Below are 18,881 nucleotides of genomic sequence, written 5' to 3' on the forward strand. Positions count from 1 at the left end.
AGGGATTTTTGGGGTTTTTGCAAAGGTCTCAATTAGTGTAAGTTGACCTCGCGAATACGACATTGATACATCATCACAATGATGAAACATTTCCATCATATCAACCGTTTTGTCAAATACAGGTATCCGACCTAAGCCTGCTAATAAAAAGCATTGGTAGCGACTGTGTCACTAACCCGTCGGCCAGCAACAACAAATACAATTAATCAAGCGTATTGCAGGCCTCATCAATCAATAACCAGTGTAGGTCGGTCGGACTTTCAAATCCGACATTAACACATTACCCTAATGATGAAACATTTCCATCATATCAACCGTTTTATAGGATATTTATCTTTTTAGCACCACTCTCTTTCATGCAGCACACCAAACAAAACCGCCTGTCCGATTATCTCGAACAGGCGGCTTACTTATCTTGTCCAACCATCACCTAAACAGGTTTGTTGGTTTCTTCTTTAAGTTTTTGCAACATATAGAATATACGGGTGCGTCTGCGTGATGCACTCATTCTTAGGCTGCTTTAACATTCAGTGCTTGCGGGCCTTTAGGGCCGTCACCTGAAGTGTAGCTGACACGTTGGTTTTCAGCTAAAGTGCGGAATCCGTCAGACTCAATGGCAGAGAAATGTACAAACAAATCTTTACCGCCTTCTTCCGGTGTAATAAAACCGAAACCTTTGCTCTCGTTAAACCATTTTACTGAACCAAATTGTTGGGTATTCATAATATATTTCCTTAAATAAAAATTAAACATAGCCAGAACTAAAGCCGGGGAACTGAAAACTAAGGAAACACAAATGAAATACTTATTAAGAATATCAAACGGAACGCAGAGAACTACAGAAACCTAAAATTAATACTAACCAAGCGATGCAGTATGGACGGCTTTATCGGCCGAGTCAAGCATTTTCTTTTTTAATTTACTCGGATTTTAAAAATATATTGCCGAAATCAAGCCGCCGCATCAGGGGAATGTGCCTGTCATCAAAATACAAAACAGGCAGCTTGGTAAACCAAAGCTGCCTGAATATATTTGGTCGGAATGAGAGGATTCGAACCTCCGACCCCTTCGTCCCGAACGAAGTGCGCTACCGGGCTGCGCTACATTCCGAAATTTAAGTGGCGTATTATAGGCGCAAGCCTCCTAATTTGGCAAGCAGCAAATCAAGCGGCATGCACCACAAAAATGGCCGGCCTTTTTTTCAAGTTGGGCAGTTCAGGCAGCTTGCGCCAATCCGCTACGGTTTTGCTGATAATCGTTTGTGTCGGCAGGGTTAAATCACAGGCAACACATAAACGCACCGCAGGGGAAAGCGTTGCCACCGCATCGGCCAGCAAAGCATCATTGCGATACGGCGTTTCGATAAAAATTTGGGTTTCATTTTGCCGTTGCGAATGCTGTTCCAATAATTTCAGCGCTTGGATACGTTCAGCCTTATCGGTTGGCAGATAGCCTTTAAAGGCAAAGCTCTGCCCGTTTGCACCCGAAGCCATTAATGCCAACAACACGCTGGACGGTCCCACAAGCGGACGCACTTCAAATCCGTGTTGATGTGCCAAGGCAACTAGGTTTGCACCCGGATCTGCCACCGCAGGGCAACCTGCTTCACTGAGAATGCCCATACTGCGCCCTTCTTTTAAAGGCTTAAGCAATTCCGCAATGGTTTTCGGGTCGGTATGCTCGTTAAGCGTTTGCAGGTTAAGCTCGCGAATCGGCGTGGTTACGCCCAAATGCTTTAAATGGGCGCGGGCGGTTTTTTCCGCTTCCACCACAAAGTCGGTCAGCCCGACAATCTGTTGTTGTTCGTGCGGCAACAAACAAGGCGTATCGGGTGCACCGAGCGGTGTGGGAATAAGATAAAGAATGGCCGGCATCATATTTTCCGTATTAAATAATGAAAAAGTTATATTGGCCGTCTGAAAAGCTTATCTTCAGACGGCCTGATGGTTTTACTTTCAGCAGCTTGTACCATTTAAAGCACTGCAACGCCTTCAAGCATTAGAAAATCAACCAGCCTGAAAATCGGTAAACCGATTAAGGCATTCGGGTCGCTGCTGTCAATCCGCTCTAATAATGCCGCCCCCAATCCTTCGCTTTTGGCGGCGCCGGCACAATAAACGGCATCCGGCTCGCGTGCCAGATACTGGCGGATTTGCTCGGGCATAAGCCTGCGCATGGTGACAACGGTTTTATCCACATGGGTATGCAGGCCGTCTGAAACCGTATTCAATAAGCAAACGGCGCTATAAAATTCAATCTGCTGTCCGCTTAATTCGGCAAGCATTTGTTGCGCTTTGGCTACGTTCATCGGTTTGCCGAGTTGACGCCCATTGCACCATGCCACTTGGTCGGCACCAATAATCAACGCCTGCGGAAATTTAGACGCCAATGAGCGTGCTTTGCCGACGGCAAGGCGTAGCGCGGTTTGTTCGGCGGTTTCATCCGGCTGCGGGGTTTCGTCATAATCGGGAGAGGCCGTCTGAAAAGGCAAGCCCAACCGTTGCAATTGTGCTTGGCGGAATACCGAACTAGAACCTAAAATAAGCGGCAAAGTGGTTTTCATACATGTAAAAACATTGACGTTAAACTGTTAAAATTATATCATACCCCGTTTATGTCAGACCTTAATTTGATTGATCCCGTCGCTTTCGCCACCGAAAAGCAAAGTCTGCAAGGCAGATTTTTGCTAAGCCAATTGGACGAACGCGTTTGGTCGCACGAATATTTTGCCGACAAACAAGCCGAAGTATCGTTTACACTGCAAAGCGGAACCGATAACTTACAGCGTTTGTTTTTAGATTTGAGCGTAAAAGGAACCCTAACGCTGGTTTGCCAGCGCTGCATGCTTCCCCTGCCGTTTGAATTAAACGAAACAAGCCGCATCGTTTTGTTTGAAGATGAAAAAAGCCTTGACGCTGCCATGCTCTCCGATGATGAATTGGAAGGGATGCTGATTGAAAAAGAGCTGGATGTGCGCACTTTGGTAGAAGACCAAATCTTGATGGCATTGCCGTTTTCACCCCGCCACGAAAATTGCGACAATGCGGTGCTGGAAAAAGCAAATCAAGACAAACCCAATCCGTTTGCCGTTTTGGCTGGGCTGAAAAGCAACCGCTAACCGGTTTTATAGTTTTACAGTTTTATATTTTAGGAGCTTGAAATGGCCGTTCAACAAAACAAAAAATCCACCTCTAAACGCGGTATGCACCGTTCACACGATGCCCTGACTGCGCCTTCTCTGTCTGTTGACAGCGCAACCGGCGAAGTACACCGCCCGCACCACATTTCCCCCAACGGTATGTACCGTGGTCGTAAAGTGGTTAAAGCCAAAGACGAGTAATTCACGTTTTATCAGATGAAAGCCAGAAGATTGCCTATTTAATGCAACTACTGGCTTTTTTGCATGATAATAACAGCCTCCTAAATTAAACCGAGGCCGTCTGAATCACGCCATGCTGGGTATGATTTTTCGGCCTTTTCCGGCACTAAAATCATGAAAAAGAAAATTTGGTATACCTATGATGACATACACCGTGTTATCAAACAGCTATCTATAAAAATCAAAAATTCCGGTGTTCACTATGACGCCATGATTGCCATCGGCGGTGGTGGGTTTATTCCGGCACGTATTCTGCGTTGCTTCTTAAATATCCCTATTTATGCCGTTACCACCGCTTATTATGATAATGATCATGCCGGACAAGTTACCGATAGCGTGAAAAAAATCCAATGGCTGGATCCGTTGCCGGAATCTTTACGCGGCAAAAATGTTTTGGTGGTTGATGAAGTAGACGACAGCCGGGTTACCCTTGAATTTTGTTTGAACGAATTAGCAAAAGAAGATTTTGCCAGTATCGGCGTAGCAGTCTTGCATGAAAAAATCAAAGAAAAAGCCGGGAAAATACCGGAAAATATGCCCTACTTCAGCGGCATTACCGTGCCGGACTGGTGGATTAATTATCCTTGGGATGCCGAAGATATTGATGAACACAATAGCTTGGCGGCACAATCCAAAATTGACTAATCTTACCGACTATAATACATAAACACCTGTACCGGCGGTTTACCGACAGTCCGTCTGAAAATATACCCAACGCCTGTATTCCGCCGATTTATTCTGATAATTTCTATTTATCCGGCCAAGTATGTCCAGCAGCCAAGGTGGCAGTAAATATCTATACGAATGTAAGACACACCAAATCTTAATGCCCGCATAAAGCAATCCTATATAAACTGTGCTGCAAACAAAACAAACCGGTATTTCAGACAGCCTTATACTGCTGAAATACAGATAGCAATATGGAGAAAACCATGATTACATTGGCAGTAGATGCCATGGGCGGCGACGCCGGCTTAAAAATAACCGTTCCCGGTGCCGTAGCCTTTCTCAAGCAACAAAGCAATGTGCATTTGATAATGGTTGGTGATGAAACACTGTTAAAAACCGCCCTCACCGAAGCTCATGCCCCCATGGATCGTATTACCATCCAACATTCCACTCAAATAGTGGAAATGGATGAAGCGCCGCAATTGGCATTAAAAAACAAAAAAGACTCCTCCCTGCGCGTGGCCATCAACCAAGTAAAAGAAGGTTTAGCGCAAGCCGCCGTATCGGCAGGCAATACCGGTGCCCTGATGGCAACGGCACGATTTGTATTGAAAACCATCCCGGGCATCGAACGGCCGGCGATTGCCAAGTTTATTCCTTCTGCCAATAACCACATGACTTTAATGTTGGATTTGGGTGCCAATGTCGATTGCACACCCGAACAATTGGCTCAGTTTGCCATTATCGGCAGCGAGCTTTATCAGGCACTGTATCCGGATAATGCCCCGCCCCGTGTCGGCTTATTGAATGTCGGCACCGAAGATATCAAAGGTACGGAAACCGTCAAACAGACTTTTAAATTATTAAAACAAACCCAATTGAATTTTATCGGCAATGTGGAAGGCACCAATATTTTCACCGGTACGGTTGATGTGATTGTGGCCGATGGTTTTGTTGGCAATATTGTCTTAAAAACCATGGAAGGCGTAGCCAAATTTATGGGCGGTGCCATTAAAGACGAGTTTAGCGCCAATCTGTTTACCAAAGCGGCCGCTTTGGTTGCCATGCCTGCTTTAAAAGGCTTTAAAGGCAAATTCGACCCCCGCCGTTTCAATGGCGCCATTTTCCTCGGTTTACGCGGTGTCGTGGTTAAAAGCCACGGCGGTACCGATGCACTCGGCTTTGCCTATGCATTGGAAGAGGCCTATCACGAAGCCCATGCCGACAGCTTGGCTAAAATCGAACAAGGTGTCGCCACACAGCTGGCGGTTTTGGCCGAAAACCAAATCGCCAACGAATCAGCGATAGCCGACAATATCGGCTAAAAGCCCCACCCCTAGACGGATTCATCTGCCTAGGGGATAACTTTTTCCATTATCGGCAGTTTTTTAATCAAAACCGTATCCGCTTAAATCATAAACAAATCATAAATAGGCACAACGAAAAAGCCGTCTGAAAATTTTCAGACGGCTTTTTGTTTCATGCATGATTCAAACTAAAAGCTTATACGGCATCAGCTTCCTCTGCCAAGAATCCACGCAGTTTTTGCATGGCTTTGGCTTCAATCTGACGGATACGCTCGGCAGATACGCCATACTCGGCAGCCAAATCATGCAGTGTCAGACCACCGTCATCTTGCAACCAACGGCTTTCGACAATGCGGCGGCTGCGGTCGTCCAATTGTGCCAATGCGTTTTGCAGGCCTTCTGTTTGCAATGCATAATGGGCTTTTTGGGCAATCTGACTGGTCGGCTCGGTATCGTTGTCGGCCAACCAATCAATCGGCGCAAAACTGTCTTCATTGTCGTTATTATCAGCCATAATACCGATATCGCGACCGGTCATACGCTGTTCCATTTCCATCACTTCCGAAAGTTTTACCCCCAAATCATCGGCAATCGATTGTGCTTCTTTGGGTGATAAAGCATTCAGATTTTTACGCATGCTGCGCAGATTGAAAAACAGTTTGCGTTGCGGTTTAGTGGTGGCAACACGAACCAAGCGCCAGTTGCGTAAAATAAATTCGTGGATTTCGGCTTTAATCCAATGCACGGCAAACGAAAACAAGCGTGCGCCACGGGTCGGCTCGAAGCGTTTCACCGCTTTCATCAGGCCGATATTGCCTTCTTGAATCAAGTCGGCTTGGTTCAAACCGTAGCCGTCATAACCGCGGGCAATCGATACGACCACGCGTAAATGTGAAAGAATCAGTTTTTTAGCGGCTTCTAAATCGCCTTTTTGTTGGCGTTCCGCCAGAGAAGTTTCTTCTTCGGCAGAAAGCATGGGAATATTGTTTACAGTATGAATGTATTGTTCCAAGCTACCATGACCGCTGGGGACGGGTAATGCAATGGCGTTCATTTTCATCTGTTGGCTTTCCTTATGTTTATGTGTTGAACTGTCGTTTATTAAGTATGACAGCCTTTGATTAAATATTATCAATATCGAATCTCTACTATATTAGACAAAAATTTTATGTATATTTTCTATACATGATAGGTAAATTTTTGTATTTTTAAGTTTTCGATTGATTTTAAATATTTGAGTGTTTTTATCAGGATTAGTTGCATTATAGCAAAGAATATATCCCTTGTGCTTTACCCACAGGAAAGACTCTATCATTATACGGTTAAGGTTCTATTTTACGCTTTATCTACCAAAACAATATTTTTTCAGACGGCCACTATGATTCATATCAAAGGCCGTCTGAAACATTATCTTCTGCGCCTGCCCGATAACCACAATGCGGCAGCTACAAAGGTTAATAATATCACCAACGGCCACGAGCCGCCCAATTTCATATAAGGGGTTTCCCCTTCATAGCCTTCGATAGTGCCTTCTAATACGGCATCAATATCCGGCTCTATGCTATCTACAACCCGCCCTTTGGGGTCGACAATGGCTGTTGCGCCGGTATTGGTGGCGCGCACCATATAACGCCCCAACTCCAATGCGCGCGCTTGTGATTGCTGCAAATGTTGAAACATCGCATTCGATTCGCCATACCAAGCCATATTGCTGGCATTGGCCAATAAGCTGGCCTGTTTGGCAGAAGCAATCAATTCGTCGCCGAAGCCGTCTTCATAGCAAATATTAAACGCCACTTTCTGATTGGCCATCTGAAATGGCTTTTGCGCACTGCCGCCACGTTGAAAATCGGATAACGGCATATTCATTAAGCGGTATAGCGGCTCGGTCAGCCACGGCAGCGGTTTGTATTCGCCAAACGGTACCAGATGGTTTTTCGCATAATAAGGCACATCATCGGGCGCGGCCGGATTGTATTCGGCCAGATTAATTACGGCGTTTTCATAGTTTTGGCCGTCTGAAGTATATTGGCTGATACCGACGGCCAGCGCGCTGCCGTTCAGCCGTGCCTGTGCGGCAAACTGGTCTATCAGCCCTAGCGGTAAATCCTGCCGCATCAGCGGAATGGCGGTTTCCGGCAAAATCACGATATCCGCCTGAGTCGCGGCAATTTGCCCGTAGTAGCGGTTAACCGTCGGGTAGAACTGTTCGGGACTCCATTTTAACGCTTGCGGAATATTGCCCTGAGCCAATGCCACGGTAGCGGTGCTGCCGTCCGGCCGGGTAAAGTCGGTTTGCCGTGCCACATAGCCGACTGCGAACAATACGATTAGGGCGACTGCGGCGGTGATACGTTCTTTCAGACGGCCTTGCGGTTGATCCGCCAACAACACCAGCCAAGCGCCGGCAAAAGCCGTTGCCAAGGTAACCAGATGAATGCCGCCCAAGGGCGCGAAGCCTGCCAACGGGCTGCTATCGGCAATCTGCGAATAACCGAGCGCACCCCATGCGAAACCGGTTAGCAGCCGTTCGCGGGCAAATTCGGTTAATGTCCATAATATCGGCAGTGCCAAACCGATACGCCAAGCGCGTGACAAAGTAAATTTTTTCAACAGCCAAAATGCGGCGGCAGGATACAGGGCAAGGAAAGCAGGCAATAGGAAGGTGAGCGGAACGGCATAAAGATTGGGCAAACCCGATACGGTATGCAAGGCGGTATAAATCCAATAAAACTGCGTGGTATAAGCAATTAGGCCGAACAAATAAGCCGTGCGGACGGTATATTGCGGGCGCAGTTCGGTAAGGCGGATAAGTGCGCCGAACAATAACGGCATCAGCCAAAAATGATAATACGGCGCGAATGTCAGCGGTGTGGCGGCGGCAATCACCACCACCAGCGGCCAATAAAACAACGGCTTTTGAAAAAGCGATTCGGTTTTCTGTATCAGATTCATAAATTAATCGTCCGCACCCGTAGGGTTAAGAGAGGCCGTCTGAAAACGGCCGGGGGTTCAATGATTAATGCGCCGCGTTCTTGCCCATCAGTTTCATAAGCGGCAATACCACGGCACATACCAACGCGCCGGACAACACGCCCACCACCAAATTGGCAATATGGCTGCGGATACCGGTATCCCAATGCAGCATATGCAAGAAGTGGTGCACAAAATCCAAATTGTGCACAATAATACCGCCCCCCACCAAAAACATCGCCAACATACCGATAACACTCAAAGCACGCATAAACCACGGCATAAACAAAATCATACCCTTGCCCAACGCCTGCACGGCAGCACTCGGTTTTTTCATCAACCACATACCGAAATCATCGGTTTTCACGATAACGGCTACCACGCCATATACCAGCACGGTCATGGCAATACCTATAATCGCCAACACCACTGCCTGACTGGCCACGCCATAATTCTCAACCACGCCCAAAGCAATAATAATGATTTCGGCGGAAAGAATAAAATCGGTACGAATCGCACCTTTGACTTTGGTTTTCTCATCAGTGAGTTCATCGCCGACGGCATGACGGGGTTCTTCGGCAGTCTCGCGGTTTAAATATTGGTGCAATAATTTTTCCACGCCTTCAAAGCAAAGAAAAGCACCACCCAACAATAACAACGGCTTAATCAATATCGGTATAAATACAGACAGCAATATGGCAACGGGCACTAAAATCGCCTTATTCACCAGCGAGCCTTTAGCCACCGCCCACACAATCGGCAATTCCCTATCGGCTTTCACGCCGGTAACCTGATTGGCATTCAAGGCTAAATCATCGCCCACCACGCCCGCGGTTTTCTTAGCGGCCATTTTGGTCATTAAGGCTACGTCGTCCAACACCGAAACAATATCATCGAGTAATGTAAATAAAGAGGCAAAAGCCATATTGCTTTCCTAAATAATTTATTTATCCAACCGCGTATTATAGCGGATTTCAGATGTACGCATGCTCTTTCAGACGGCCTGTCATAGGGATAAACCACTTCTATGATTCGATAGTGCCACCGAACACAAAGGCCGTCTGAAAAGTTTTCAGACGGCCTGTTTCATTCTGCCGACACCAATTATTGGTTGCCGGCAATAATTTGTAAAAGCTGCGGCAGCGGGCTGTATCCGCTTTGACTGCGGCCGTTCGGGAATACCAACGACGGCGTACCGTTAAAGCCGAGCTGTTCGCCCAATGAAGTGGTTTCAGCCACCGGATTATCACACGTTGCCACCTGCGGCGGTAATTTGCCCTCACGCATCCAAGTATTCCAAGCTGCGGTCGGATTAGGCTGACACCAGATTTGTTCCGCCTTACGCGCCGCATCGGGGTGCAGACTGGCAATCGGCATCATAAAGCTGTAAATCGTGATGTCGCTCATTTTGGCAAACTCATTCTCCAAGCGGCGGCAGAACGGGCAATCCGGATCGGAAAATACCGCCACTTTCAGTTTACCATTACCGCGCACTTCTTTAATCGCTTTATCCAACGGCAAAGAATTGAAATCGACCACATTCAATTCGGCCACACGCTCTTCAGTCAGGTCTTTGCGGTTTTTCACATCCAACAGGCTGCCTTGAATCAAATAGTTGGCATCGGCATCGGTATAGATAATCTGTTTGCCCGACACCACCACTTCATACAGGCTGCCCATCGGCGTACCCCGTACACTTTTGACTTTCAGGTTCTGGCTGGCATAAGCCTCTTCCAGCTTGGTTTTAATGGAAGCGGCCAAATCTTTATCAATATTAGTCATAAACTCAGCACTCGAACTGGTGCCTGCATCCGAACCTGTATTCGCAGCGACACTAGAAGCGGCAGAAGCGGATTGCGCCGCAGAAGCCGCCGGTGCGGACTCACTTTTTTGTACCGGCGTCTGTCCGCATGCCAATAAAGGCAGCAAGATGGCCGGCAAAGTAGCATATAAAAACTTTTTACTCATAGTATTTCCGTATTCATCAGGCCGTCTGAAAATCAGCCCGGCTTTTTGATGTTATGATTTCATAAACGGTTTGAAAGTTCGATTGTACCAAATCTTACGCAGTTGCCGTAAAAATAACATAACCATATTAATAGTAATTAATATTACCTTATATAAATACACCGGCTCCCCTCTTTATCCCGCAAACGTAAAACTATCCCCACCGCTATTCATGCGGCATTACCGCCACACTTGGCGCACCGCCCGCTTCATGCCACAATGCCATATCCCTCAACGGAGCGACGCCATGCACCCTATTTTAGCTTTCGATATCGAAACCGTACCCGATGTACAAGGCATACGCCTGTTAAACGATTTACCCGCAGATGTAGATGATGCCGATGTGGTTGCGTTTGCCCAACAGCAACGCCGCGCCCGCACCGGCAACGACTTTATGCAACACCACATGCACCAAGTGGTGGCCATTTCCTGCTGTATGCGCTGGGGGCAGGATAAAATCCACGTCGGCACCATTGGCGAAACCAGCGACAGCGAAGAAACCATGATTGCCAAGTTTTTCGACCTGATCGAAACCCACACCCCTCAACTGGTCAGCTGGAACGGCGGCGGTTTCGACCTGCCCGTATTGCACTACCGCGCACTCATCCACGGCATTCCCGCCGCCCGCTATTGGGATACCGGCGACGGCGATTTCGGCGACAGCCGCGATTTCAAATGGAACAACTACATCAGCCGCTATCACAACCGCCATTGCGATCTGATGGACTTACTCGCACTCTACCAGCCCCGCGCCAGCGTACCGCTCGACGACATGGCCAAGCTCTGCGGTTTTCCCGGCAAACTCGGCATGGACGGCAGCAAAGTTTGGGCAGCCTATCATGCAGGCCGTCTGAAAGACATCCGCGACTATTGCGAAACCGATGCCGCCAATACCTATCTGATGTATCTGCGCTTCCGCATGATGAGCGGCGCACTCGATGCCGACGAATACGAAATGGAAATCAAACGGCTGAAAAACTATCTGAAAACACTGGCCGAAGAGAAAACACACTGGGCGGAGTTTTGCAGCGAATGGAAATAACCCCTATCGGCAAGCCGCGCCGCCTTTGCGATACAATCCTTTTTTCACCACCGCAAACAGCTGAGGCCGTCTGAAAAAATGAACACACCCGATTGCGCCATTCTCGGCATGGGCTATTTAGGCCGGCCGTTGGCAGAAAAATTTTTTGAACAAGGCAGCCACGTATCGGCATTAAAACGACACATAACGTCTGACGACATCAATCTGCCGATTGACCTACACGCCGCCGATTTAAACCAAGCCGCCGCTTTTCAGGCAAACTTTTGGCCGACTTGGGCAGACAAACCCGTTTGGTTCTGCCTGTTGCCGCCCTCGGCCGTAAACCAATATGCCGACGCATTGGCCGCATGGCTTGCATTAGCCGAACAATACGGCATCGGCCATATTGTTTACAGCAGCAGTACCGGCGTTTATGGCAACGAAGTCAGGGAATGCAGCGAGCACAGCACACCAAACCCGCACACCGAAAGCACACGCAAAGTATGGCAGGCCGAACAGCTGTTTCTTAATAGCAGTATTGAAAATATTGACATTCTGCGCTTTGGCGGCCTCTATTCGATCGAGCGGCACCCACTCAACAGCTTATTGAAACGCCGCCAAATCGCCGGTGCCCACCAACCCGTCAACGTGATACACCAAAGCCGCGCCGTAGAAGCCCTACATTACGCCGCCTGTACACCCAACGGCAGGCGCATACGCAATATTGTTGAAAACCGACATCCGCCCAAACAGCAGTTCTATCAGCATGAAGCCGCCAAGCTCGGCCTACCCGAAGCCGATTTCGCCCCCGACGACGACAGCAGCGGTAAAATCGTGACCACGGTTTATCATGATTTTGCCCATTTTTTAGCCTAAACCCTGTTTACCCAACAAACAGGCCGTCTGAAACCTTTCAGACGGCCTGACAATGAAAGCACCAATATGAGCGCACTTCTTCCCGTTATTAACCATTTAATCGCCCAAAACCGCGAAACCCAAGCCGGCTTGGCCGAATTTTCAGGCAAATCGTTCAGCATGCAGGCCGCCGGCCTACATATTCACGGTATCTTAGACGATCAGGGTTTTCTCAAACCCGACAACGGACAAACCGACACCCAAATCACATTCCGCCCTACCGCCATACAAAAAATCCTACAAGGCCAAACACCGGGCATCGGCGACGTCGGCATCAGCGGCGACACCCGTTTGGGCATGGCCTTATTGCCGCTTATCGGCAGCCTGCGCTACTACGCACAAGATGACTTAAGCCGCCTGCTCGGCGACAACCTTGCCAGCAATATCGGCACACGCACGGCACACGCCAACCGCCTCTTCAAACAAATGGGGCAAAGCGTTTTGGAACAACTCGGCGAATTTGCCCGCGAACCGGAATCACCCGTGCCCGACCGCGAAACGCTGGCCGCATGGGCTGCCGAAGTCGATACCCTGCGCGACGACACCTCACGGCTGGAAGCGCGCTTGGCCAAGCTGGAAAAACAAGCCGCCGAACAAGCTGAAGCCACGCATCCGAATCACGAATGAAACCGATACCGGATATATTTTTCAGACGGCCTCACACACAAAAAAACGGGCGGATATTATCCGCCCGTTTTTTTATCAAGTCATTATCAAAGCGATATCCGTGTTAACGTTTTTCCGCCGCCAATACCTTAGCCACCGTATCCACCACCGCCTGCGTTTGCGGGTCTACTTCAATATTAACCACATCACCAACCTGACGGCTGCCGAATAAAGTGCGTTGTAAGGTTTCGGGAATCAGGTGCACATTAAATTCATTATCGGTCACGCTGCCGATGGTGAGGCTGCATCCGTCCAAACCGACAAAACCTTTGGTGAGGATATAGGGTTTTAATTCGGCCGGCAGCGCAAACCACAAAGTACGGTTGTGTTCGTTTTGTTCGATGCGGGTAATCTTGGTCGTTGCCATAATATGGCCGCTCATCAAATGGCCGCCGATTTCATCACCGAAACGGGCGGCGCGTTCCAAGTTCACCAAACCGCCCGCTTCCAAGCCGCCGAGATTGGTTTTGGCCAAGGTTTCCGCCATCAGGTCGAAATCAACCTGCCGCCCGTTAATGCGGGTAATGGTCAGGCAGCAGCCGTTGTTGGCCACCGAAGCGCCGGTTTGAAGATTGTCGGCCATATTTTCAGGCAGCTCGACCGTAAACGTGCAAAAATCAGCAGCAGGCATCTCTTTGGCAACGATTTTGCCCACGCCTTGTACAATACCGGTAAACATAAATAATTTTCCTAAATAAACAATATATTAAATTATCAGCCAAGCGGCGGCACGCCCGACAAACTAATAAACATGCCCGCAATCACCGCGCTCATCAAATTCGACAGCGAGCCGGCAATCATGGCCTTAAACCCCAAGCGCGCCACATCATGGCGGCGGTTCGGCGCCATAATACTCAAACCGCCCACCAGCACCGCAATCGAGCCCAGATTGGCAAACCCGCACAAAGCAAAAGAAATAATCGCCTGAGTATGGCTGCTTAATTGTACGGCAGATTCGGGGGTCAGATACTTCACAAATTCGGCATACGCCACAAACTCGTTCACCACCAACTTCTGCCCGATAAGCGAACCGGCAACGCCCGCTTCCTGCCACGGGATACCGATCACCCACGCCAGCGGCGCAAACAACACCCCTAAAATGCCTTGCAGGGTTACATCTTCATAGCCGAACCAACCCGCCACACCGCCTATCATGCCGTTAATCAACGCAATCAGCGCCACAAACGCCAGCAGCGAAGCGCCGACGGCAAACGCAATCTGCGCCCCGGTTACCGCACCGCCGGCCGCCGCGTCAATCACATTGGCCGGTTTTTCCGTTTCGGTATCTTCTTCCACCTCAGTGACTTCAGGCTTTTTTCCGGTTTCCGGCACCAACAACTTGGCAAACAGCAACCCGCCCGGCGCCGCCATAAACGACGCCGCAATCAGATAAGGCAGCGGCACCCCCATTTGGGCATAACCGGCCAACACCGACCCGGCCACCGAAGCCAAGCCGCCGCTCATAATAGCGAATAGTTCGGACTCGGTCATCGTGCGGATATACGGGCGCACCACCAGCGGCGCTTCGGTTTGGCCGACAAAAATATTGGCGGCCGCCGACATCGATTCCGTTTTCGACGTGCCCAGAATTTTTTGCAAAAAACCACCGATCAGCTTAATCAGCAGCTGCATCACGCCGATATAATACAGCACTGCCATCAACGACGAGAAAAACACAATCATCGGCAACACACGAAACGCAAACACAAAACCGCCGCCGCCAAACACTTCAAACATTTGATCGGACACCAAACCGCCAAACAGGAAAGCCACCCCGTCGTTACCATAGGCAATCACATTATCAACCGCTTCGGAAATACCCAGCAGGCCGTCGCGCCCCCACGGTACATAGAGCACCAGCGCGCCTAAAGCCACCTGAATCAGAAACGCCCCCGCAACGGTGCGTAAATTAATCGCTTTCCGGCTGCTGGAAAGCAATACGGCAATCGCGATTAAAACCGCCATACCGAGCAAGCTGTGCAATACGCCCATGAGCCTCTTCCTTTTCGGATAAATCGACCTCATTATAAATAAAACAAACTCGTTCAGGCCATCTGAAAACTGATAAGATAAAAAAACAGCCGTTGCCCCGCCGCAGCCGACCGCAAACACCGCACGGCCGGCCTGCCCGTAAAACAGGCCGTCTGAATATAAAAACATGCAATAAACCTAAAACTTAAGATAGGAAATACCATGTCTTCATACCGCTTTACCCTACCCTCGTCTTCCGGCCAAGATTTCGTTTCCGACGAACACCTGCCGCTGATTATCTATTTTTACCCCAAAGACAACACCCCCGGCTGCACCACCGAAGGGCTGGACTTCAACGCCCGTTTGGAACAATTCCAAGCACTCGGCTATACCGTGGTCGGCATTTCGCGCGACAGCGTCAAATCGCATCAAAACTTTTGCAACAAACAAGGTTTCCGCTTCGAACTTTTGAGCGACAAAGAAGAAACCGTGTGCAAAATGTTCGACGTCATCAAACTGAAAAAACTCTACGGCAAAGAATCATTGGGCATCGAACGCAGCACCTTTGTGCTCAACGAAAAAGGCGAAATCATCCACGAATGGCGCAAAGTCAAAGCTGCCGGACACGCCCAAGAAGTATTAGAAACCCTGAGCCGGTAAGCCGGCCGCCCTCTTTAAAAATTGAAAGCACACACCATGCAGACACCTCAAGCCGTTGTTTTACGCCTCAACGCCATCCGCCTGGAGCCGCTGGCAGCCGAGCATGCAGAAGCCCTAAGCCGTGCCACCGCCGACGGCGAAGTGTGGCGGCTGGTTTTTGCTTCCGCACCCGAGCCCGACAAAACCGAAGCCTATATTCAGACGGCCTTATCCACGCCCAACCGCTTGGCTTTCGCCGTGATAGACGAAACCTCCGGCGAAGTCATCGGCAGCACCAGTTATCACGATATCAATCAAGCGGCCGGCCGTGTGGAAATCGGCCATACTTGGTATGCAAAAAGCCGTTGGCGCAGCCATGTCAACACCACCTGCAAATACCTGCTGCTTTGTCATGCCTTTGAAACGCTCGGCTGCCAAACGGTAGGCTGGCGAACCGATATACTCAATACCCGTTCCCAACAGGCCATCGAACGTTTGGGCGCGAAGAAAGACGGCGTTATACGCGGCTTCCAAACCCGTCGCGACGGCAGTGTACGCGACACCGTGATGTACAGCATGACACGCGAAGAATGGCCCGAACACAAAGCGCGTTTACAAAGCAAACTCAACCTTTCCCCCACCTGATTTTCAGACGGCCTATGATGAATTATCCCTGCCTTTACGCCGCCCCGTTCGGCAATATCACCCTGATTTTCGACGGACAGGGCAACCTGCTCGAAGTGCACCTCTACGGCCATCCCGAGCACGCCCCCTATCCCTTGCCGGAAGCTTGGCGGCAAAAGCTCGATGACTACTTCTCAGGCCGTCTGAAAAACTTTAACCACCCTGCATCTACACACGGCACACCGTTTCAGCAGAAAGTCTGGCAGGCCATTGCCGAAATTCCGGCCGGCGAAGTGCAAACTTATCAAGATATCGCCCGCCGTATCGGCAGCCATCCCCGCGCCGTCGGCTCCGCCTGCGGGAAAAACCCGTTGGCGTTAGTGGTACCCTGCCACCGCGTGGTCGCCAAACAAGGCTTAGGCGGGTTTTCCTGCAAAGAAGGCGATGCCCTTTCCATCAAACGCTGGCTGTTAAAACACGAAGGCATCAACCTATAACCACCGCACCGATACCCGCCATGACCGATCCGCTTACCGACCGCCTGCTCGAACACCTTTGGCTAAGTAACAGACTCAGCCAAAACACCCTCGACGGCTACCGCCGCGATCTGCAAAAAATTGCCGCCCGCCTAGCCGAACAAGGTTTGAACTGGCAAACCGCCCAAAGCACCGACTTGGCTGCCGCCATTTATCACCCAAACGAAAAACCCCGTTCGCAAGCCCGCGCCCTATCCGCCTGCAAACGGCTCTACGGCTGGCTGAGCGAAACCGAACAACGGCCCGACAACCCGACCCGACACCTCACCGCCCCCAAGCAGGTTAAAACCCTACCCCAACTGATTACCGAAGCCCAAATCGACCGCCTGCTCGACGCCCCCGACACCGACACCCCGCACGGTTTACGCGATAAAGCCCTGCTCGAACTGCTCTACGCCACCGGCTTGCGCGTCAGCGAAGCGGTCAAACTCAAAATCAACGAAATCAACCTGCAAAAAGGCATTATCAACACCATCGGCAAAGGCAACAAACAGCGTATCGTCCCCCTAGGGCAGGAAGCAGCCTACTGGATAGAACGCTACGCCGCCGAAGCCCGCCCGCAACTGCTCAAACACAAAGCCTGCGATGAAATGTTTGTCAGCCAAAAGCGCACCGGTATTTCACGGCAACTGGCTTGGATGATTGTCGAAAAATATGCCGAAGCCGCCGGCATCAGCCAACTCAGCCCGCACGGCCTGCGCCATGCGTTTGCCACCCATCTGGTGAACCATGGTGCCGACCTCCGAGTCGTGCAAATGCTGCTCGGCCATGCCGATATCAGCACCACCCAGATTTATACCCATGTTGCCAACGAACGCTTAAAAAATATTGTGCAAACACACCACCCGCGCGGGTAAATGGTTCAATCAATAAAGGGCTGATACACGCTAGGTATCAGCCCTTTATTTAGGCTTTTCAGACGGCCTGCCAAGCCTTAGCTAAAATATTAGTGCTATTTATTCATTAACCGGCAAATGCCGCCGCCAATCGCATGATAATATCAGCAGCACTGCCCGCTTGTGCCAACACCGCATTCTGCCCTGCCCACAACGGTGAAAATTCATCCGTTCCCTGTGCTTCTGCTGCCGCCCTTAGCGGTGCCGATGCCGACTGCGCCAAAGGAAACGGCGGTGCAGCCGGATTAACAGGCCCTGCTTCGCGGATAAAACGATTGCGAATACCCCGTGCCAAACCGCCGCTAAACACATTGGTCAACACCGTATCCGCAGCACGCGGGCTTTGCAGAGCGGCACGGTGCCGCTCGGAAGTATCGGCCTCATCGGCCGACAACAGCGCCGTACCGATTTGAATCCCGGCCGCCCCCAATGCCCTTGCGGCACGAGCGGTTGCTTCATTACTAATGCCTCCTGCCGCGACTACCGGCAATGCCACCGCTTCGCACACTTGCGGTAGCAAACTGAACAATCCGGCCTGATGTGCTTGCGCTTCGTCCATAAATGTCCCCCTATGCCCGCCCGCTTCCAAACCTTGTGCAATCACAATATCGGCACCCTTGTCGGCCAACAGACATGCTTCTGCAACCGTTGTTGCCGTCGACATCACCACCGCACCGCTGCTTTTCACTTTGTCCAATAAAGGCTGGTCGGGTAGCCCGAAATGAAAACTCACTACCGGCGGCTTATAGGCCATTACAATTTCCGCCTGTTCATTGCTAAAAGGCTGCCTGCCGCCACCCGATTTAATATCGTGTTCGGTCAAGCCGAACGCCCGATAAAAAGGTGCCAATACGGCCAACCATTCCGCTTGTTGTTGCGGTTGATATTCCGGCTGTTTGTGTGCAAAGAAATTAATATTGAAGGGTTGGTCGGTGTGGCGGCGTATGGTTTCGATTTCGGCGCATAATTTTTCAGGCGGCAACATCGCCGCAGGCAACGACCCCAAGGCTCCGGCATGGCAGGCAGCCAACGTCAGTCGGCTGCTTTGCACCCCTGCCATCGGTGCCTGAATCAGCGGCAGTTTAGTGCCGAGTAGTTTTAATAATGTTGTTGTCCGGTTCATTTTACCTCCTCTGTTTCTTTGTATCTTAATCCGTTTCAAGCCGGTATGCTTTTATAGTTAGTTATCTTATCAGGCTTTGCTTGGCTTTTTCACTACGATTATCCTTTTTCATTTCAGGCCGTCTGAAATCATTTTTCAGACGGCCTAAATCTTTA

The 18,881-nt window shown here is 49.9% G+C and carries 21 protein-coding genes and 1 tRNA gene; 11 read left to right on the forward strand and 11 right to left on the reverse strand.

What is annotated here, in order from left to right; genetic code table 11:
- Nucleotides 1–510: 510 nt before the first annotated feature.
- The 4 genes from D0T92_RS10430 to D0T92_RS10445 all read right to left on the reverse strand — a co-directional run bounded on the left by D0T92_RS10430 (nt 511) and on the right by D0T92_RS10445 (nt 2,563).
- Entirely contained in the window at nt 511–723 is a 213-nt protein-coding gene (locus tag D0T92_RS10430; protein WP_151052639.1) for a cold-shock protein, read from the reverse strand.
- 310 nt (nt 724–1,033) lie between these two features.
- Nucleotides 1,034–1,110: transfer RNA gene (locus tag D0T92_RS10435), tRNA-Pro, on the reverse strand.
- A gap of 53 nt (nt 1,111–1,163) precedes the next feature.
- Nucleotides 1,164–1,874 (reverse strand): SAM-dependent methyltransferase, encoded by a 711-nt coding sequence (locus D0T92_RS10440; protein ID WP_151053063.1) that lies wholly within the window; start codon nt 1,872–1,874, stop codon nt 1,164–1,166.
- Nucleotides 1,875–1,972: 98 nt separating this feature from the next.
- Nucleotides 1,973–2,563: a Maf family protein gene (locus D0T92_RS10445; RefSeq protein ID WP_151052641.1), complete on the reverse strand. Its 591-nt coding sequence runs from the start codon at nt 2,561–2,563 to the stop codon at nt 1,973–1,975.
- A 51-nt stretch (nt 2,564–2,614) separates the two neighbouring features.
- Here D0T92_RS10445 and D0T92_RS10450 point away from each other — a divergent pair, with 51 nt between their 5' ends.
- The 4 genes from D0T92_RS10450 (at nt 2,615) to plsX (ending at nt 5,373) form a co-directional block, all read left to right on the forward strand.
- A complete protein-coding gene (locus D0T92_RS10450; protein WP_151052643.1) occupies nt 2,615–3,118 on the forward strand; it encodes a YceD family protein in 504 nt (167 codons plus the stop codon).
- A 42-nt stretch (nt 3,119–3,160) separates the two neighbouring features.
- Nucleotides 3,161–3,340: a 50S ribosomal protein L32 gene (gene rpmF / locus D0T92_RS10455; RefSeq protein ID WP_151052645.1), complete on the forward strand. Its 180-nt coding sequence runs from the start codon at nt 3,161–3,163 to the stop codon at nt 3,338–3,340.
- A 153-nt stretch (nt 3,341–3,493) separates the two neighbouring features.
- The gene (locus D0T92_RS10460) at nt 3,494–4,024 is read left to right on the forward strand and encodes a phosphoribosyltransferase (protein WP_151052647.1); all 531 of its coding nucleotides are present in this window, start codon (nt 3,494–3,496) and stop codon (nt 4,022–4,024) included.
- Between the two features lie 287 nt (nt 4,025–4,311).
- On the forward strand, nt 4,312–5,373 hold the full coding sequence (plsX, locus tag D0T92_RS10465) for a phosphate acyltransferase PlsX (RefSeq protein ID WP_151053064.1): 1,062 nt from the start codon (nt 4,312–4,314) through the stop codon (nt 5,371–5,373).
- Nucleotides 5,374–5,551: 178 nt separating this feature from the next.
- Here plsX and rpoH read toward each other — a convergent pair whose 3' ends face one another.
- The 4 genes from rpoH to D0T92_RS10485 all read right to left on the reverse strand — a co-directional run bounded on the left by rpoH (nt 5,552) and on the right by D0T92_RS10485 (nt 10,296).
- A complete protein-coding gene (gene rpoH / locus D0T92_RS10470) occupies nt 5,552–6,415 on the reverse strand; it encodes an RNA polymerase sigma factor RpoH (RefSeq protein WP_404821652.1) in 864 nt (287 codons plus the stop codon).
- A 347-nt stretch (nt 6,416–6,762) separates the two neighbouring features.
- Entirely contained in the window at nt 6,763–8,310 is a 1,548-nt protein-coding gene (gene lnt / locus D0T92_RS10475; RefSeq protein WP_151052649.1) for an apolipoprotein N-acyltransferase, read from the reverse strand.
- A 64-nt stretch (nt 8,311–8,374) separates the two neighbouring features.
- Complete coding sequence (locus D0T92_RS10480; RefSeq protein ID WP_151052651.1) at nt 8,375–9,253, reverse strand: DUF808 domain-containing protein; 879 nt, start codon at nt 9,251–9,253, stop codon at nt 8,375–8,377.
- A gap of 179 nt (nt 9,254–9,432) precedes the next feature.
- Nucleotides 9,433–10,296: a DsbC family protein gene (locus D0T92_RS10485; RefSeq protein WP_151052654.1), complete on the reverse strand. Its 864-nt coding sequence runs from the start codon at nt 10,294–10,296 to the stop codon at nt 9,433–9,435.
- A 286-nt stretch (nt 10,297–10,582) separates the two neighbouring features.
- Between D0T92_RS10485 and D0T92_RS10490 the strand changes: the two genes are divergently transcribed.
- From D0T92_RS10490 to D0T92_RS10500, 3 genes are all read left to right on the forward strand, one after another.
- Nucleotides 10,583–11,377 carry a 3'-5' exonuclease gene (locus D0T92_RS10490; protein WP_151052656.1) on the forward strand — a complete coding sequence of 265 codons (795 nt, stop codon included), beginning with the start codon at nt 10,583–10,585 and terminating at the stop codon, nt 11,375–11,377.
- Between the two features lie 78 nt (nt 11,378–11,455).
- The gene (locus tag D0T92_RS10495; RefSeq protein ID WP_191963643.1) at nt 11,456–12,232 is read left to right on the forward strand and encodes a Rossmann-fold NAD(P)-binding domain-containing protein; all 777 of its coding nucleotides are present in this window, start codon (nt 11,456–11,458) and stop codon (nt 12,230–12,232) included.
- Between the two features lie 66 nt (nt 12,233–12,298).
- Entirely contained in the window at nt 12,299–12,898 is a 600-nt protein-coding gene (locus D0T92_RS10500) for a ubiquinone biosynthesis accessory factor UbiJ (RefSeq protein ID WP_151052658.1), read from the forward strand.
- A 103-nt stretch (nt 12,899–13,001) separates the two neighbouring features.
- Here the strand turns inward: D0T92_RS10500 and D0T92_RS10505 are convergent, their stop codons facing one another.
- Complete coding sequence (locus D0T92_RS10505; RefSeq protein ID WP_151052660.1) at nt 13,002–13,616, reverse strand: riboflavin synthase subunit alpha; 615 nt, start codon at nt 13,614–13,616, stop codon at nt 13,002–13,004.
- 35 nt (nt 13,617–13,651) lie between these two features.
- The gene (locus D0T92_RS10510; RefSeq protein ID WP_151052662.1) at nt 13,652–14,929 is read right to left on the reverse strand and encodes a NupC/NupG family nucleoside CNT transporter; all 1,278 of its coding nucleotides are present in this window, start codon (nt 14,927–14,929) and stop codon (nt 13,652–13,654) included.
- 201 nt (nt 14,930–15,130) lie between these two features.
- Here D0T92_RS10510 and D0T92_RS10515 point away from each other — a divergent pair, with 201 nt between their 5' ends.
- From D0T92_RS10515 to xerD, 4 genes are read left to right on the forward strand one after another with little or no spacing between them, the layout of a single operon-like run.
- The gene (locus D0T92_RS10515; protein ID WP_151052664.1) at nt 15,131–15,568 is read left to right on the forward strand and encodes a peroxiredoxin; all 438 of its coding nucleotides are present in this window, start codon (nt 15,131–15,133) and stop codon (nt 15,566–15,568) included.
- A gap of 36 nt (nt 15,569–15,604) precedes the next feature.
- The gene (locus D0T92_RS10520; RefSeq protein ID WP_151052666.1) at nt 15,605–16,192 is read left to right on the forward strand and encodes a GNAT family N-acetyltransferase; all 588 of its coding nucleotides are present in this window, start codon (nt 15,605–15,607) and stop codon (nt 16,190–16,192) included.
- Nucleotides 16,193–16,206: 14 nt separating this feature from the next.
- Entirely contained in the window at nt 16,207–16,668 is a 462-nt protein-coding gene (locus D0T92_RS10525; RefSeq protein WP_225315112.1) for a methylated-DNA--[protein]-cysteine S-methyltransferase, read from the forward strand.
- Between the two features lie 20 nt (nt 16,669–16,688).
- Nucleotides 16,689–17,564, forward strand: a complete 876-nt coding sequence (xerD, locus tag D0T92_RS10530; RefSeq protein ID WP_151052668.1) for a site-specific tyrosine recombinase XerD — start codon at nt 16,689–16,691, stop codon at nt 17,562–17,564.
- Nucleotides 17,565–17,670: 106 nt separating this feature from the next.
- Here the strand turns inward: xerD and D0T92_RS10535 are convergent, their stop codons facing one another.
- Entirely contained in the window at nt 17,671–18,726 is a 1,056-nt protein-coding gene (locus tag D0T92_RS10535; RefSeq protein ID WP_151052670.1) for an NAD(P)H-dependent flavin oxidoreductase, read from the reverse strand.
- Nucleotides 18,727–18,881: the final 155 nt, after the last annotated feature.

The organism is Neisseria zalophi, assembly GCF_008807015.1.
Lineage (GTDB): Bacteria > Pseudomonadota > Gammaproteobacteria > Burkholderiales > Neisseriaceae > Neisseria > Neisseria zalophi.